The organism is Ruegeria sp. HKCCD7221 (genome assembly GCF_013031225.1).
In the GTDB taxonomy this organism is placed as follows: domain Bacteria; phylum Pseudomonadota; class Alphaproteobacteria; order Rhodobacterales; family Rhodobacteraceae; genus Ruegeria.
In genome coordinates this window covers 693,056-707,586 of sequence record NZ_WPZE01000001.1, presented here as the reverse complement: position 1 = coordinate 707,586, position 14,531 = coordinate 693,056, and the positions used below count along the sequence as shown (strand labels likewise).

At 53.1% G+C, this 14,531-nt stretch carries 14 protein-coding genes and 1 pseudogene; 7 read left to right on the top strand and 8 right to left on the bottom strand.

Features of this window, described 5'->3' with window-relative positions:
- Positions 1-4: 4 nt before the first annotated feature.
- From GOX73_RS03460 to GOX73_RS03440, 5 genes are all read left to right on the top strand, one after another.
- On the top strand, positions 5-2,515 hold the full coding sequence (locus tag GOX73_RS03460; protein WP_171125276.1) for a hypothetical protein: 2,511 nt from the start codon (positions 5-7) through the stop codon (positions 2,513-2,515).
- 219 nt (positions 2,516-2,734) lie between these two features.
- Positions 2,735-2,986 (top strand): hypothetical protein, encoded by a 252-nt coding sequence (locus GOX73_RS03455; protein ID WP_171125278.1) that lies wholly within the window; start codon positions 2,735-2,737, stop codon positions 2,984-2,986.
- Entirely contained in the window at positions 2,979-3,608 is a 630-nt protein-coding gene (locus tag GOX73_RS03450; RefSeq protein WP_171125280.1) for a helix-turn-helix domain-containing protein, read from the top strand. Before GOX73_RS03455 ends, GOX73_RS03450 begins: the two co-directional genes overlap by 8 nt.
- On the top strand, positions 3,580-3,966 hold the full coding sequence (locus GOX73_RS03445) for a hypothetical protein (protein ID WP_171125282.1): 387 nt from the start codon (positions 3,580-3,582) through the stop codon (positions 3,964-3,966). The genes GOX73_RS03450 and GOX73_RS03445 overlap by 29 nt, the downstream gene beginning before the upstream one ends.
- Positions 3,959-4,396, top strand: a complete 438-nt coding sequence (locus tag GOX73_RS03440; RefSeq protein ID WP_171125284.1) for a hypothetical protein — start codon at positions 3,959-3,961, stop codon at positions 4,394-4,396. The genes GOX73_RS03445 and GOX73_RS03440 overlap by 8 nt, the downstream gene beginning before the upstream one ends.
- A 583-nt stretch (positions 4,397-4,979) precedes the next feature.
- Here GOX73_RS03440 and GOX73_RS03435 read toward each other — a convergent pair.
- The 4 genes and pseudogenes from GOX73_RS03435 to GOX73_RS03420 form a co-directional block, all read right to left on the bottom strand.
- Positions 4,980-5,594 (bottom strand): YidC/Oxa1 family membrane protein insertase, encoded by a 615-nt coding sequence (locus GOX73_RS03435; RefSeq protein ID WP_171125286.1) that lies wholly within the window; start codon positions 5,592-5,594, stop codon positions 4,980-4,982.
- A gap of 44 nt (positions 5,595-5,638) precedes the next feature.
- Positions 5,639-7,090 carry a hypothetical protein gene (locus GOX73_RS03430; RefSeq protein ID WP_171125288.1) on the bottom strand — a complete coding sequence of 484 codons (1,452 nt, stop codon included), beginning with the start codon at positions 7,088-7,090 and terminating at the stop codon, positions 5,639-5,641.
- 185 nt (positions 7,091-7,275) lie between these two features.
- Entirely contained in the window at positions 7,276-8,703 is a 1,428-nt protein-coding gene (locus GOX73_RS03425; protein WP_171125290.1) for a sulfatase-like hydrolase/transferase, read from the bottom strand.
- Positions 8,704-8,922: 219 nt separating this feature from the next.
- Positions 8,923-9,210, bottom strand: a pseudogene (locus tag GOX73_RS03420) (transposase); the annotation flags it as partial.
- A gap of 253 nt (positions 9,211-9,463) precedes the next feature.
- Here GOX73_RS03420 and GOX73_RS03415 point away from each other — a divergent pair.
- Positions 9,464-9,817, top strand: coding sequence for a hypothetical protein (locus GOX73_RS03415; RefSeq protein WP_171125292.1), 354 nt, complete (start codon positions 9,464-9,466; stop codon positions 9,815-9,817).
- A gap of 335 nt (positions 9,818-10,152) precedes the next feature.
- Here the strand turns inward: GOX73_RS03415 and GOX73_RS03410 are convergent, their stop codons facing one another.
- The 3 genes from GOX73_RS03410 to GOX73_RS03400 all read right to left on the bottom strand — a co-directional run bounded on the left by GOX73_RS03410 (position 10,153) and on the right by GOX73_RS03400 (position 12,697).
- Positions 10,153-10,545, bottom strand: coding sequence for a hypothetical protein (locus GOX73_RS03410; protein WP_171125294.1), 393 nt, complete (start codon positions 10,543-10,545; stop codon positions 10,153-10,155).
- A 71-nt stretch (positions 10,546-10,616) separates the two neighbouring features.
- Positions 10,617-11,933 carry an aspartate aminotransferase family protein gene (locus GOX73_RS03405; RefSeq protein ID WP_171125296.1) on the bottom strand — a complete coding sequence of 439 codons (1,317 nt, stop codon included), beginning with the start codon at positions 11,931-11,933 and terminating at the stop codon, positions 10,617-10,619.
- The gene (locus GOX73_RS03400) at positions 11,930-12,697 is read right to left on the bottom strand and encodes a 3-keto-5-aminohexanoate cleavage protein (RefSeq protein WP_171121283.1); all 768 of its coding nucleotides are present in this window, start codon (positions 12,695-12,697) and stop codon (positions 11,930-11,932) included. The genes GOX73_RS03405 and GOX73_RS03400 overlap by 4 nt, the downstream gene beginning before the upstream one ends.
- On the opposite strand from GOX73_RS03400, the gene GOX73_RS03395 reads away from it, so the two are divergent.
- Positions 12,652-13,686, top strand: a complete 1,035-nt coding sequence (locus GOX73_RS03395; protein ID WP_371808561.1) for a MurR/RpiR family transcriptional regulator — start codon at positions 12,652-12,654, stop codon at positions 13,684-13,686. The genes GOX73_RS03400 and GOX73_RS03395 overlap by 46 nt on opposite strands.
- Positions 13,687-13,725: 39 nt before the next feature.
- Here the strand turns inward: GOX73_RS03395 and GOX73_RS03390 are convergent, their stop codons facing one another.
- Positions 13,726-14,517, bottom strand: coding sequence for a xanthine dehydrogenase family protein subunit M (locus GOX73_RS03390; RefSeq protein ID WP_171121282.1), 792 nt, complete (start codon positions 14,515-14,517; stop codon positions 13,726-13,728).
- Between the last annotated feature and the right edge of the window lie 14 nt (positions 14,518-14,531).

The window sequence follows — 14,531 nt, the reverse complement described above, 5'->3', positions numbered from 1 at the left end:
GGGTGTGCTGGATAGATATTCGCTGATTATCGGGCTGGATGCGGAATATGTGTCCGCATCCGAACTGCCGAACCCGTCCGCGGATATGCTGGCCCGCCAATGTCCGACCTGCACACGGAAGGGGCCGGACATTCATTGCGAAAAGCGCACCTGCCATCCCGTGAAAAACATAGTCCTGTCGCACCAACTGAGTTACCGCACCCCCAACAACCCAGCGGCCCGCGACCATGTCGTCTATACCGAAGGCCGCACGCGCCGCCCGTATTTCAGTCACATGATTGGCGGCGTGATAGAAGATGCCCGCGCCGCTGGGATGATTTCCGAAGCCGACATTTGCAACGATGCCATCAACATTATCGTTGCGGCGCATTTCAGCCGTGCAGAACTGGCGACGTTTGCCGATTTCAACAAACTGAAAAAGCGCGCGCAGAACGTCCGCGGCACATACGCCACGATTAACCATAGGGACGGCATTCGTGTTCCTTACCGGATGCCGGGCGTCGGACGGGTGAATATCCGTGTGCGTTTGCTGGATACGATGTTGTTGGCCCCCGGCCGCGCACCACTGGCGGCGCTGGGCGATTGGATGGGCGTTGAAAAGCTGAGTATGCCCCCGGTGATTGATGAACAGGGCCAGCGTGTGCCCGCTATCCGCCGCATGGATTTGTGTTTGCAACAACACCCCGCCCCGTTTGAGGCATACGCCCTGCGCGATGCGGTGATAGCGCGGGATTGGATATTTGAAGTCGCGACGCTGGCCGATGCGTGGGGATTGGAAACAATGCCCGCAACCGTCGCCAGCATGGGCATTGAAAAAATACGGTCCTGCATATCGGATTGCGATTTGGACCCGTTACGCTTTTGCGGATGGCAGAAACCCCCTCGTGAACAGAAAACCATGTTGCCAGCCGTGGGCGATATAAAAACGCTGACGGCCGATTGCTTCCATGGCGGGCTGAATATCGCCTGCGAAATCGGCGTGCATGACGGGGATATAACCGACCTTGACCTTAAGGGGGCATACACGTCTGCCATGGCCGCCTTTCGCCCCGCGGATTGGGACTCCATCCAATACACTAAGGACGTGGACACACTGGCCCGCCACGACGCTTTGACGTTTGCACGGGCCGAATTTGAATTCCCGCCAGACACGCGCTTTCCGTGCCTGCCAGTTGCAAACGGGGGTTATGGCCTTTGCTATCCGCTATCGGGGGAAACCTGCTGTTGCGGCCCCGAACTGGAGTTAGCGGTGCAGATGGGCGCGCGCATCACCGTTAAACACGGCGTCTATGTGCCGTGGGCTGGAACGGCGCGGCCGTTGGTTGATTTCGCCAAATTCATCAACCATTGGCGCGCACGGTTTCCGAAGGGCACGCACCCCGGCCTGCACGCGCTGGTTAAGGAGGTTGGCAACAGTGGGTACGGCAAATTTGCGCAGGCTGTGGCAGGCTGGAAAACAAACCCTGTGACAGCTCGCGTGTTTGACACACGCAACGGCACATATCAGGACATGCCAGAAAGCGGCATAACCTGCGCGCCATATGCGGCCTACATTACGTCTATTGTCCGCGCGACACTGGCCGAAGCCGTTGCCGGATTGCCTGCCCACGTCACGATGATGAGCGCGACAACAGACGGTTTTCTGAGTGACGCGACGCTGGCAGAAGCGAAGGCCGCAACGTCGGGGGCAATAGGTACATGGTTTGCCGAACTGCGCGGCATGGTGGACCCAAACGGCGACACTGAAACGCTTGAGGTGAAGCATAGGGCGCAACGCGTGCTGGTGGTGAAAACCCGCGGGGGCATGGCGCTATTTGTCGAAGATGAAACAAACGTTTTTATTGCGCGCGCTGGGCACAAAATCCCCCACTGGGATAGGACAAAGCCGAAGATTGGGGAAGCGCACGCGTGGGAGGAAATCATACGGAACCGCGAATACGGTGACGTCATGACCAGAAAGTCGCTGGTGTCCCTGCCGAAGCAATACCGCCTTGGGTGCGACCTGATAGATGAAACCCGTGACGTTGCATCCAATCTAGACTTTGACTTCAAACGTATGCCCGTGGACGTGCGGGATTATGACGGGATTATCCGGTTTGGAACTGCCCCATTCGCCACGGTTGAGGATTGTTTGCACTGGCGGCGCGCGTGGGATGAATACAGGCATAAGGCCGAAGCGGTACTAAAAAGTGCTGACGATTGGTTGCGCTTTCACGGCTGGATGATGGACGGGCAACCGGGCGGTGTTGATTTGAAGCGGACGCAATTTGAACGCGCTGTGCTTGCGGCGTTTGCGCATCGCATACCCGGCTTTGACATTAAGTACCCCGACGCAGTGAAACTGCTGGATGGGTGCGGGGTGGCAGGCATAACCACCCGCACGTTGGACAACATACGCAGGCGCACTGAACAGCCACAACCGCGGGCCATAGCCATGACGTCCACCGACCTTGCGCTTGGCGGTAATCTGGCCACCGCCCTACCCCTCAACGCCCTGAAATCGGTGCTGTTATGACGGCTGTATCCACACAACTAGAAATAGGTTGTGCCCACTCAACCGGGGGCGATCAAATGCTAGGTTTTTCCGTCAGCGATTTTCAAAACCGCGTAAGTTGTTGTTTTCAGAGAGTTACCAACTGTCGAGATTTTCCGTCAGAATATACTAAGGGGGGGAGTAGGCACCTGACGGAAAAACGAAACCCGCCCAAATCCCCTGCATGGAAGGAAGCGAAATATGCAACCCGAACATCCAGACGATAAGGAACGGGAATTCACGATAACCCTGATGGACCGTGGCACCCACTACCACGCCAAAGTGGTGGACGATTTGACCAGCGCCGACGTGTTTGACGGCGAAGCGCCCACGCAACGCGATATTGTCCACCGCGTGAACATGGCGATTGAACAGTTTCAGGATTGCGTCGCGGAACACGGGGAAAGCATTGCCGTTGCGGTTTGGGGCGCAAAGGGGCTTTCGAATGCCTAAGACGTCGCGTCGTGCTGGCGTAAAATGGCGCATTTTGCGTGAAAAAGGGCGTTTCAATCTATCCAACATCATGGCGCGCGTGGACCTTCCGTCCTGCCCGATATGCGCGATGGACCTTCAAAACCGCCGCGCGGTGGCAACCCTGCACTATGCGGGCCTGTCGAATGCGGACATTGCCGAACGTATTGGCGTGACGCCCGCGACCGTGTGGCGGCATGTCGTGCGGTGCATCCCTCAAATCATCGAAGCGACGCACCGATTGGAACGTCAACGCGACGTTGACCACATTGGCGACCTGCAGAAGCTGGTGCTGGACACGCTGGAAACCATGAAGGTCGGGATTGAAACGCAGATGGGCGAAGGGAACACGGCGGCGGCCCTTCAAATCGGTGCGGACTTTCTGGACCATCTGGATATCTACATGGGGTTGCTGGACCGGGTGGACAAACATCGCCAGCGCCAGTTGTCCGACACAATCCGCGCCCTGTGCGCCGAAATTGTCAAATTGGACCCAATTCGCGGTGCCGATGCGATTGATGCTATTATTGGCGGCAATCCCGCCGTGCAAAATGTTCTGGATGAGGAAAGCGATAATGTCCGAGACAATACCTATACCGACTGAATGGACGATTGAAAGCGCCGCCCGTGCTTTGAAACATGAAGATGATGCGGCCGAAGATATGAGCACCGACGCTAGGGCAATCGCGGCTGTGGTTGCCCCCACGTTTGACCCAAGCACCAGCGACATAGATGGGGCCCGCGATGCCGCGTTTCAGGCGGTGGAAAGGTTAATGGTGCTGGCCGAACTGCATGACATGGATTTTGCGCGTAAGCGGGCGTTGAAGGTTGGCTTTTGCCATCTGGTGAATTGCGCGACCGAAGAACAGTTTCGGGACTATGAACAGGGCGCGTTTGCGGCGCTATGCGAAGGTTTTGGGGTGACACTGGAACAGGTACGCGGGGTTGGGGACGATGAGTAAGGCCACAAAGATTGTGAAGATGCCGAAGGGGAAAGCCAGTGCGCCCCCTGTTGAGGAAAGCGCCGTCGCGCCGCTTCCGACTGCAAACGACTTTCTGGCAATCCTGACTGCTGTGACACGCGACGTCGCATCCATCGCGATGGACCCGAGCAACGACCCGATGGACCGGACACGGGCCGCGGCTGTGGCTGGCACGCTGGCCGTGCGGGGGATTGAAGCGGAGGACCGGGCCGCCGCGGTGCATAGTGCCCAACGCAACAACGCCATACATGACATGTCACCTGCCCGTGTTTGGGATACTTACGACGACAAACCAAGGTTCAATCCGTTTGCAAAGATTGAATACAGGGAAGCCGTAAACCTGCTAACACGCGACGCAAAAGCGGTTGGGCTGGGCGTTACCCTCAAAAGGGGGAAGTGTAAAAGATAAATAACCAGATAAATTATAGTTTTAAGTAAGGCTGATAAACGCTGTGTCCCGCCTGTGTCCCGCAATTGCCGTTTTTCGGGGTTGATGGGGCGACGCGTTTGGAAGCCGCGACCGCCCCGGCACGGAAGGTGCCTTCCCCCTGATATGTCCACCGCGAGCATCGTGCAACCGTTCAACATTTGTTTTGGAAAAAAGTGCTGGATGCGTTTCAGGTGCTGTAGGTCGAGCCAAAGCAAGTGCGACACGGACAATCGTCCCGCCGCCCTTTAATCACGACGGCGTTTCCGATGGAATCGGCCAATGCAACGGCCGCTCGGAATGGCGGACCGGTCATCCGACGAAAAGCCCTGATGACGGCGGTGAGCCCATTTTATCCAGTGATGCGCGGCGCATGAATGTCCGTTGCTAGGTATCTACTCCATGGCAAGCGACGTCGCATTTCCGGTATGATCGTTTCTCCGTGCAATTCGTTTCTGCCATCGCGCTCGCAGCTACTTTCTTTTATTGGCTATGAATCTTGACCCTAAAACGGGAGAGGCAAACTGGCGCGAAACAAAGGTAGTTCCCAACGGAAAGTTCACGTTTAGCGTCGGTTTTGGCTTCTCGCCACAGAAAAAATGATTCCGGCACATACGTTCATGCTGATCCAGTAGAGTATTAGTGCAGATGCAAGTGAATAGACCAACGCAAACAGAACAACCGACACGATCAGGTAGCGGATCAATTGATCCTTTTGGTCATGCCAGCGCAATAAGGCTTCACTAATCCCAAAGAGCAACATCAAAACAGGTAGTAAATTAAATCCAAAAATCAGATGATCTTGGTCCGATAGGTCACTAATTGATAAAAAACTAACGCCTTTCAATTCATCCGAGCCTCCAAAAATAAAGATCGCCGAAATCAGAAATGGAAGCATAACTACGAACGATGTTCCGGCGACGATCGATTTGATCGGATGATAGCCGTGTTTCTCATAGACTTTTTCAACGACTTCGAAACGTTTTTCACCTTTTAGCCCAGCAGCTTGCTTTGCGATGTCGGCATCGACCAACTGCTTGAGCGTAAGAAATTTATCCTCAGACTTTTTCGCCCACTTCTTCAGCGGGATAGTCAAAATCGAGATCACCATTGCAAGCAGAATTATCGATAGCCCTGCAGAATTTGTTGCTGTCCACATCAATTCGAACAGCAACTCCATCGGATATATTACCGGCAACAGGACCGTATAAACGACATCCCGAATCACAGCGGTTCAGTGTGGTAAATCACGCGCTTACCGCCTTTGAGTTCCTTGGAAGCACGCACTTTAAAGCGCTCTTGTAGCTCGCGCTCGAAGCTCTCCCGGCTGTAATCCAGATACTGTTCCGTTTTATTTTGCAGCAACTTGACGACCATCTCGTCGTTCCGATCAACGAACTCAATAACAATGTCGCAATTGAAGGATCGCAACCAGTCAAGGAACAATGCCATCGGAATATTGGCAGAAATCCGAATGTGGTGAACAAGGGCTAGAACCAAGATTGCATCTGGATTGGCGCGGCTGTCAAATGAAGAGCGTTCCTTGCCTGCCCATCCCTGATTGGGGGAAACGTTGGACAGATCCAGCACCAAAGGCAAGATGTTGTTGTGCGCCGAGTGGGTAGATTCGTGCATAAACAGTTTCTGGACCGCATCGTGGTCGCCATCAGCTGCAATGACCAAATCTGCGTGTTCCGCAGCGATTTTTGAGAACGTGCCTGTATTGCAGCCAATATCCATTAGGCAGGATGGTTTCTTTTCCTGTACGAATTCTTGTACGAAGCCTTTTTTTGCCTGGAATTCATCGTCATCGTAAGTGTGGGTTTTGTCGTATTCCGACCAGTCCGTGTGTTCGATGTTTACAGAGAGCGACTTGACGAGGCGCGTTACACTTTCAACAAGTGCCAGCACATATTTTCGACTGACTTTGCGTTGACTTCGGTCCTGGGCAGGAACGGCATCGCGTTCACGCGCCTCAATCCGCCTTTCCACGCGTGCAGGTAGCATAATGTGGCTAGCGACACCGCGCTTGAAACGGGAGAAACCTCTGAAATAGTTGGCTGCCTCAACCGGAGGTATGCCATCTAAGTAGGACCGCAACAACGGAAGGTGATTGATTCCCAAGTGGCTGCGCATCATCAACGGCGTCAGAAAACAGCAACAAAACTGTCGATATGCCACCCAGGGTTCGCCTTCTTGCCAAGGCACAAACGACGGGATGTCGATAAAGACTGGCGCTGTACCTTCAAATTGGATGTTATAGGGCGTTGAGTCCTTCACGGTCCACCCAGCTTCCAACGCGTCGGTCAAGATACGCAGATGCAATAAAGCCGCGCGTCTTAGCATGGCGAAAGACCATTCGTATGAGTACGAAACGAGTGAGACAGGCTCGTGCCGCATCACACCTGCCCAGCCAGCTTCCAGGATTTCCTTTGCGACCGGATCGGCAGGTGCACAAAGAGTGGTTTTTACAACGCGATTTTCGTTTTCAAGTTGTTTGTAGAAGGGCTCAGCCTGGAGCTTTTGGAAGTTTTCAAACGTTTCACTGTCGACACCACGATAAATTGCGCGACCTTTTTTATCGGGCGCGTCGACTGCGTAAACACGGCTGCTGGGGTCACGAAAGGAGCCACTGATTGCGTTAATCATCGAGCGCTCGACTGTCTTCTTCGTCACTTTTTCCGCCAAACATCTTTCGCTTCAGCTTATAGAAGTATTTGCGAAACGTGTACGCAATGGCGGCGAAGAACCCAAGAATTGTGGTTACGATTACACTTCCTGAACCCGGGTCTACATATGCGAGCGCGACGGACGGGTGCACGATGGATGCTACAATAACGAGTAAGGTCAATTTTTTACGATTATTCATATATGTAGTCCTCGAATTTACTGCTGATGCCGTCAACGCGGCCTCTGATTCTATAGTCCTGATCCAGTTCCTGATAGCGACCCTCAGTCAAACATTTGAGGATCGCTTCCGCACCTTGAACGCTTGTCGTATAAGGCTGTTCATTTCTCAAGTTCACATAAGTTTTGCAGCGCCCTTTTGGAAAAATACCCCCTAATATCCCAAAACGGTCATGTACAAAAAACTCTGGGTCTTTCGCAAAACGGGTCTTTCTATCTCCGCGGCTCCGCCAGGGACCGTGATCTCCAAAGATATAAAGAATCGCTGTTGGATCTTCCCGTTCAAGCTGATCCAGCAACTGATCCAACGTTTGCCGTGCTTCTAAAGATTTATTCAAATAATAGTCATTGTAAGCGGCATTCGCTTCTTCGTCTTCGATCAAAAAGTCTTTTCTGGTGTGACCTGGGGAGTAGATGGACGCCAGTAAAAACTGTGGCTTCTTCTGACGTGACAGATACGATACGAAATCCAGCACGTGTGCTGCTTTGTCGATCTTTATATCAGTTTCATTTTTGTCGATGAATCTGCAGAGGCCAAACAATGACACCTGTCGAAACTTGCTATCATTGAATTCGCATGCGCCTGCTGTTTGCAACGGAATGTGATACCGATCCACAAAGCTGCCCTGTTCGGTCCCAAAGTAATTTCCGGAATAGGCTGTGTTGATTTCGTAGCCATTGTTGCGGAAAATCGCGTTTAGACGACCGTCATACTTACCCCTATAGAGTTCTAAACTTTTACCACTAGATTTACCGCGATCAAATTCATCAAGCTCCATCCGTAGCATTAGATTCATCGCGTTCTTTGTGGGGACACGTGCCGAAAACAGATTCTCGAACCTGTCCATTCTGGAGTAAATCGGTTCGTGGAAAGCGGTCTCTTCAATGCCCATGTAACGAGATGTCAAGCTCTTGGGGTGAATTGAGTCAAGCGAGATAAGGTAAACATTTGGTTTATTATCAAACTTGATATCGTCGATGGCTGGAAACTCCGTGTACTCAACCTCTTCATATGCATCCAGTACATCCCGCAAGGGGACAATGATGAAAGCCACAGCCACGAGAATAGCAACTATTGCTCGGCCCCGAATGCCCAAGCTCAGAACAATGTAAGTTAGATAGATCGCAAGAAGGCAAATGCCAATCATCGCAATCGTCGGAAGCAAAACGAATGCTTCGACCATCGACCAGTTTATCGAAACAACGGCAGCAGCAAAAAAAAACCCTGTCACGGCACGTGCCGCGATTGCGAGTTTTGGCGGCAAAAAGTTTGTAACGATGACCAGGGCAACAAGGACTACAGAACAAGCCACAAATGCTGTTCTGATGTAGTCCAGTTCGACAGGGCGAAACTCATTTTTTGCGCTGTAGATGGTATCCAACGTGAAGATCGATAGCGCAACGACCAAAATGAATACACTTAAAAACACACTTCGGTATCGCATTTGGATATTTTTTGTCGCCAAGTCAGAATCTAATTGTCGGGTGCGTGTTAGGTCTAATTTGCTCAACGGCTATTGAAAAGCAGTTTTTTGGTTCATTCGCGGTTTTTGGTAAGCCCGTTTTGACTGGTCCGGATTGATTGTTAGGGTCAGGACTCGTAACCAATAGATGACGGTTGCTGCAAGGGCGATTGCTGAGAGGAAGACCTTTGGGCATCTGTCGTATCGGGTTGCTACGCGCCGCTAGTCCTTGAGCCTGCCTAACATGATCTCGATCCGGTTGCGACGATTACAGTGGTGCTTGTCGTATTTCACAGTCTTCTTGCGCTGTTTCCGGCCGGTGATACAGGTACGTATCCCTTTGTCTTTCAATGCTTCTCTGAAACAGTCGGCGTCATAACCACGGTCACCAAGCAGCCAATCGACGTCCGGCAGGCTGCTCAGCAACTCTACTCCGCAACCACTGGGACGACAACGCCTGACAACCAAAGAAGCCAATGTGAGGGGGTTGGAACTGTGCACGGGCTATATTGATACCCGAGAGCGCCCCGAAACGGCCTTCCGTGGCCCAACATTGCAAATTGACTGCCCCAAGAACGAATAATTCGCATCAAAACAGCATATTAGAAAAATTCTGGCAAAAAATCACAAGTAGACATCGCTCGACTTGAATATATCGCGGGCATAAGGAGTTTCGGACATGAAAAAAATTATCATCCCCGCGTTGGCGGGTTCTATGGCGTTGTCTGCCTGCGCACAAAAAGCAGAAAATGTAACGGCAAGTTATGTTCCCATGACGCTGTATACGGACCAAAACTGCAAACAGCTTCGGCAGGAACAAGCACGAATTGTCGCTCAAGTGAACCATCTGACTGGTGAACAGAATAAGAAAGCAACCAATGATGCCGTGGCAATGGGCGTTGGCTTGGTGTTGTTCTGGCCCGCGCTATTCTTGCTTGCGAATGATAAAGACGAAAGCGCGCAACTGGCCCAAATGAAAGGCCAATACGACGCCATCCAAGCGGCTGGCGGGCAAAAAGGATGTTGGACCTAAGTCCAGCATCCTCGCCACAAAATTTTGGCCGATGCCATTAGAAGCCATTATACTGATAACTTTATTAAATTTGCGGACACAGCAAATCTAAAGCTTAAGAGATGAACACACGCGCCATGTGCGCCGAGAACCCGGCAAACTAATGGCTTGAGGTATTCGGACGCCTAAAGCCCTAATTGCTTTGGTAACGTGGCTTTCGGGACACGGTCGGGACACAGCGCAAAGATTGCGCAAAAACCTGTGTCCCGATATTCGTATTAATTATTCTATAACAATAGGTTAATGCAATATCCTTTGCGGGGTTGTGTCCCGCAAGACGCCCTTTTCAGGGGGCTTTATTGTTCCGCCTGTCGTTCACGCAGCCAAACGATCGAGTCGTTCACATCGAAACCAAGAGAAATGAGATCGACCACCAACAGCAGCACCAAAAACTGCACATAACCCGGTGACAATGCGGAAGCATCCATCAACAGCATTATGACGATTGCCAGCATTGGAACCCAACAGACCAAATGCGGCAGCGCCATCGCCTTTGTCATACCTCTGGCCGCGCGCATGATGGGAATGTTCAGCGCCATTCCAGTCACCGACAGCGCAGCGATCAATGCACCTTGTGGTTGATCGACAAATGCTAGTGGAGCCAAGTTGACGGGAATAAGTACGAAAGCCATCCAAAACTGAACCCAAAGGGGTAATTCCCTAAAGCTCAGCCAAATATCGCGAACCATTCGTCACCTGTGCACTATTAACTAATCAATTACTTTAATTGATACACAGGATTAGTCAGTTCACAAACACGTTAAACGGCTGCAGATAGCGCTTTACTCAACTTTGTGACTAATTCGCCGATTTCCGAGTTTCCGATAATGAAGGGCGGCGCCAATAGGATATGATCGCCATGCCTGCCATCCCGCGTACCGGACATGGGATAACAGATTAGTCCTTCAGAAAACGCGGCTTTTTTTATCTTGGCTGCTGTGCCGTGCGATGGATCAATCGGTGTTTTTGTCGCACGATCTCCAACCAGCTCCAACCCTCGGAACAACCCACGACCCCGGATATCGCCGACATTCGGATGCTGGCCAAACTCCTCCAGCAGCGCATTTTGCAAAACGTCCCCCATCTCGGTGGCCCGCGTTGGAAGGTTGCGTTGTATCAGTTGCTGTACAACTGCCAAGGACGCAGCCGTTGCTACAGGATGGCCAACATACGTGTGCCCGTGCTGAAAGAAACCGGAACCTTCCTCAATCGCGCCATACAACTTACTGGTGCACAGCATCGCTCCGATAGGCTGATACCCTGCCCCCAAACCTTTTGCGATACACAGGATATCCGGAGAGATTCCGTCGTGGTCACAAGCAAACAAATGCCCGGTTCGCCCCATACCGCACATCACTTCGTCCAGAATCAACAGAACACCATACTGATCGCAAATCTCTCGGATGCGGCGAAAATACCCCTCGACCGCCGGGACCGCGCCCAACGTCGCGCCGACAACCGGCTCGGCCATGAACGCCATCACCGTTTCAGGCCCCAATCGCAAAATCTCTGACTCAAGTTCGTTTGCAACACGCTGCCCGTAGTCGTAACTGCTCTCGTCATCCGGCTTCTCAGCGTATTCATAACACGGGGCGATATGTGTCATCTCGATCAGCATCGGCGCGAACTGCGCACGTCGCCACGCATTGCCACCCGCAGACAACGCCCCCAACGTATTTCCATGATAGCTTTGACGACGCGCAATCACATGACGTCGTTCGGGTTGACCAATCTCAAGGAAATACTGTCGCGCCAGCTTGATCGCCGCTTCGGTCGCCTCGGACCCACCGGACACAAAATAGACGCGGTCCAGATTACCCGGCGCATGTTCAATCAACAGGTCTGCCAAGGCTTCGGCTGGTTCGGATGTCATGAAACCGGTATGCGCAAAGGCGATCTTGCCCACTTGATCCTGCACGGCCTCAATAACCGATTGATCCGAATGACCCAAACAAGACACCGCAGCATCCCCGCAATCCAGATAACGCTTTCCTACGGCGTCAATGACGTAACACCCGTCCCCTGCAACAGCGACCGGCAAGTTGGATTTTGTATGGCGTGGAAAGACATGGCTCATGAAACATTCTCCTTCAATGCTGCGACAAGTGCCTTCACCGAGGACCCATTGTCCTTCCAGGGCATGTCATCCCGATCAGTCATGCTGTTTTCAAAACCGACGCGCACATCACCGCCACGTCTGGCGGCTGCCAACAGGCATTCATGCTCTTGCCGGCCAAACGCACAAGCCATCCATCGCGATTGAGCGGTTGGAAACAGGTCCAGTTCCTTCGGATTTGATTGCTGTCCTTCCACATACCGACCAAGAACCAACAACCTGTCTGTCTGACCCGACCTGATCAGCCCCTGTTCCTGCCAGCGACCCAACACTGCGGCATCATCGGCATCGTACAAGATATGTTGCACCTGCGTTCCTTGCTCGGCGCAAACGCCATAAACCTTGTCGACCAGCTCCGGTGATCTGGCAATTTCTCTGACCGCGATCGAAACCCATTTGGGGCAGACCCGCTCTAGACACTCTAACTGAGCGGAAACATCGTACATGTCAGCAGCTTCGGTCGTAATCTGAACGTCCATTTCAGGGACGACCCTGTGCAACTCGGCAATCGTTTCTATGTATCGGCCAGCATCCAAACTGTGCTGCCCATTTTCATCGCGCACGTGCAGATGAATACCTTGCGCACCAGCATCGAAACAGGCCTGCGCCGCCGCTACAATCTGCTCGGTCGTAACGGGCAGATTATGATGGTCACTTATCCCGCGGCGCGCGCCGTTGGGTGCCACAAGAATATACGGCGCATGCTGTAATTGCTCGGGTGTCATCAAAGCGGCCTTCCACAGTTCAATTTTATCTACCCCCATACACCGTGTTTTCAATTTGCAATTTGCAAAACATATGTTTTTTTCATGCTATGAAAGACACGCTCAACAACCTCACCAACAAGCTACGCCGGGACATCGAACAGATGCCCCCCAGCCTTCAAGCCGCAGCAAAGTACATCATAGATTATCCGGGCGATTTTGGCCTGAACCCTATTCGCCTAACGGCTGCACATATTGGCGTCAGTTCAAACGTTTTGGTTCGCCTCGCCCACCGCATGGGGTTTGATGGCTTCGATGCTTTTCGTGAACCTTTTCGGCAAGCTCTGGTTACGGACCGAGAGGGCGAATTGGGTCAAGATTGGCTGGCAAATCTGCAATCAGGGGACCAGCTAAGCCAATCACAAGCAAAATACGCGCAGAATGCTCAGAACGTCGTAACCCGATCGCTCAGGCTCATGCACCCGGAAAAGATACGCAGGGCCGTTGATTTTATCACCAAATCTAAAAGATGTTTTGTGACGGCCACGCGTGCCAGCTATGCGCTGTCATACTATTTTTCCTATGTCGGACGAATGGCACATCCCGGCATTCAACTTGCACCCCGGCATGTCGGGTCGGCTGTTGATGATTTGCTGGACGCAGACCACAGTGACTGCCTTATTGCGATTACAGTCCACCCATATTCAGCCGAAACAATTCAATCGATGCGGTTCGCAAGGCAGAAAGGGATGAAAATCATCCTTGTGTCCGACAGCGATGTCATTGCGCCAAAAGTTGAGCCTGACGTGACGTTTCCCGTCAGCGTCCGCTCCCTACATGATTTCTCGAATTTTACCGGCGCGATGGCTGTTTTGGACTGTATCCTGGGGCATCTTTTCGACGCGGGTGGCAAAGACGCACACCACCGTGCAAGACAATATCAACAAGCGCGCGAAAACACCGGCGCTTATTGGAGGCCTTCGAAAGCACCCAAAATTCGAAAACCATAACCAAGGCCCTTTGTTTCCGGGCCTTGGTTTATTGGTGTGTTACGAGCAGGCGTTGATTGCGCGTTTAGTCATGACGCTGACGAGGTGGGCGCGGTAGTCCTTGCTGCCGTGCAGGTCGCCGATCATGTTTGCGGGGTTGATGCTCAGGCCGGTCAGGGCGTCGGGGCGGAACTCGGTGTTGAGCGCTTGTTCAGCCTCGGACCAACGGAACACGCCATCCTCGCTGGCGCCGGTGACAGCCACGCGCACGCCATCTGCGAACCGCGCCAGATAGACGCCGACCAACGCAAAGCGCGACGCAGGTTGCAGGAACTTCTGATAGCTCGCGGCCTGCGGCACGGGAAAGCGGATCTGGGTGATGATCTCGCCCTCGTCCAACGCCGTTGTGAACATGCCCTGAAAGAAGTCATCCGCCGCGATCTGCCGCGCGTTGGTCACAATGGTCGCGCCCGATCCCAGCACGCCCGCCGGATAACAGGCCGCCGGATCATTGTTGGCCACCGAGCCACCAATGGTGCCGCGATTGCGCACCGCCGGATCACCGATTTGCCCGGCCAAAGCCGCCAGCCCAGGATAGGACCCCGCCGCCTCGCGCGCCACCACCGCATGGGGCGTGGCCCCGCCGATCGAGACCGAGCCGTCATCCTCGACGCACACGCCCTGCATCTCGGCAATCCCACCCAGCGATACCAGCGCCGAAGGGGCCGCCAACCGCTGCTTCAGCGTCGGGATCAGCGTCTGCCCCCCGCCCAACGCCTGTGCGTCCTCGGCCCCCAACGCGGCAACCGCATCGGCAATGGTCGAAGGCTTCTCAAACTCGAAACTGTACATTTCGCATTTCCTTT

Coding starts and splice junctions, on each gene's coding strand:
- GOX73_RS03455 (WP_171125278.1), top strand. CDS start 2,735: ATGCAACCCGAACATCCAGACGATAAGGAACGGGAATTCACGATAACC.
- GOX73_RS03415 (WP_171125292.1), top strand. CDS start 9,464: ATGAAAAAAATTATCATCCCCGCGTTGGCGGGTTCTATGGCGTTGTCT.
- GOX73_RS03445 (WP_171125282.1), top strand. CDS start 3,580: ATGTCCGAGACAATACCTATACCGACTGAATGGACGATTGAAAGCGCC.
- GOX73_RS03405 (WP_171125296.1), bottom strand. CDS start 11,933: ATGAGCCATGTCTTTCCACGCCATACAAAATCCAACTTGCCGGTCGCT.
- GOX73_RS03435 (WP_171125286.1), bottom strand. CDS start 5,594: ATGGAGTTGCTGTTCGAATTGATGTGGACAGCAACAAATTCTGCAGGG.
- GOX73_RS03410 (WP_171125294.1), bottom strand. CDS start 10,545: ATGGTTCGCGATATTTGGCTGAGCTTTAGGGAATTACCCCTTTGGGTT.
- GOX73_RS03450 (WP_171125280.1), top strand. CDS start 2,979: ATGCCTAAGACGTCGCGTCGTGCTGGCGTAAAATGGCGCATTTTGCGT.
- GOX73_RS03440 (WP_171125284.1), top strand. CDS start 3,959: ATGAGTAAGGCCACAAAGATTGTGAAGATGCCGAAGGGGAAAGCCAGT.
- GOX73_RS03390 (WP_171121282.1), bottom strand. CDS start 14,517: ATGTACAGTTTCGAGTTTGAGAAGCCTTCGACCATTGCCGATGCGGTT.
- GOX73_RS03400 (WP_171121283.1), bottom strand. CDS start 12,697: ATGACACCCGAGCAATTACAGCATGCGCCGTATATTCTTGTGGCACCC.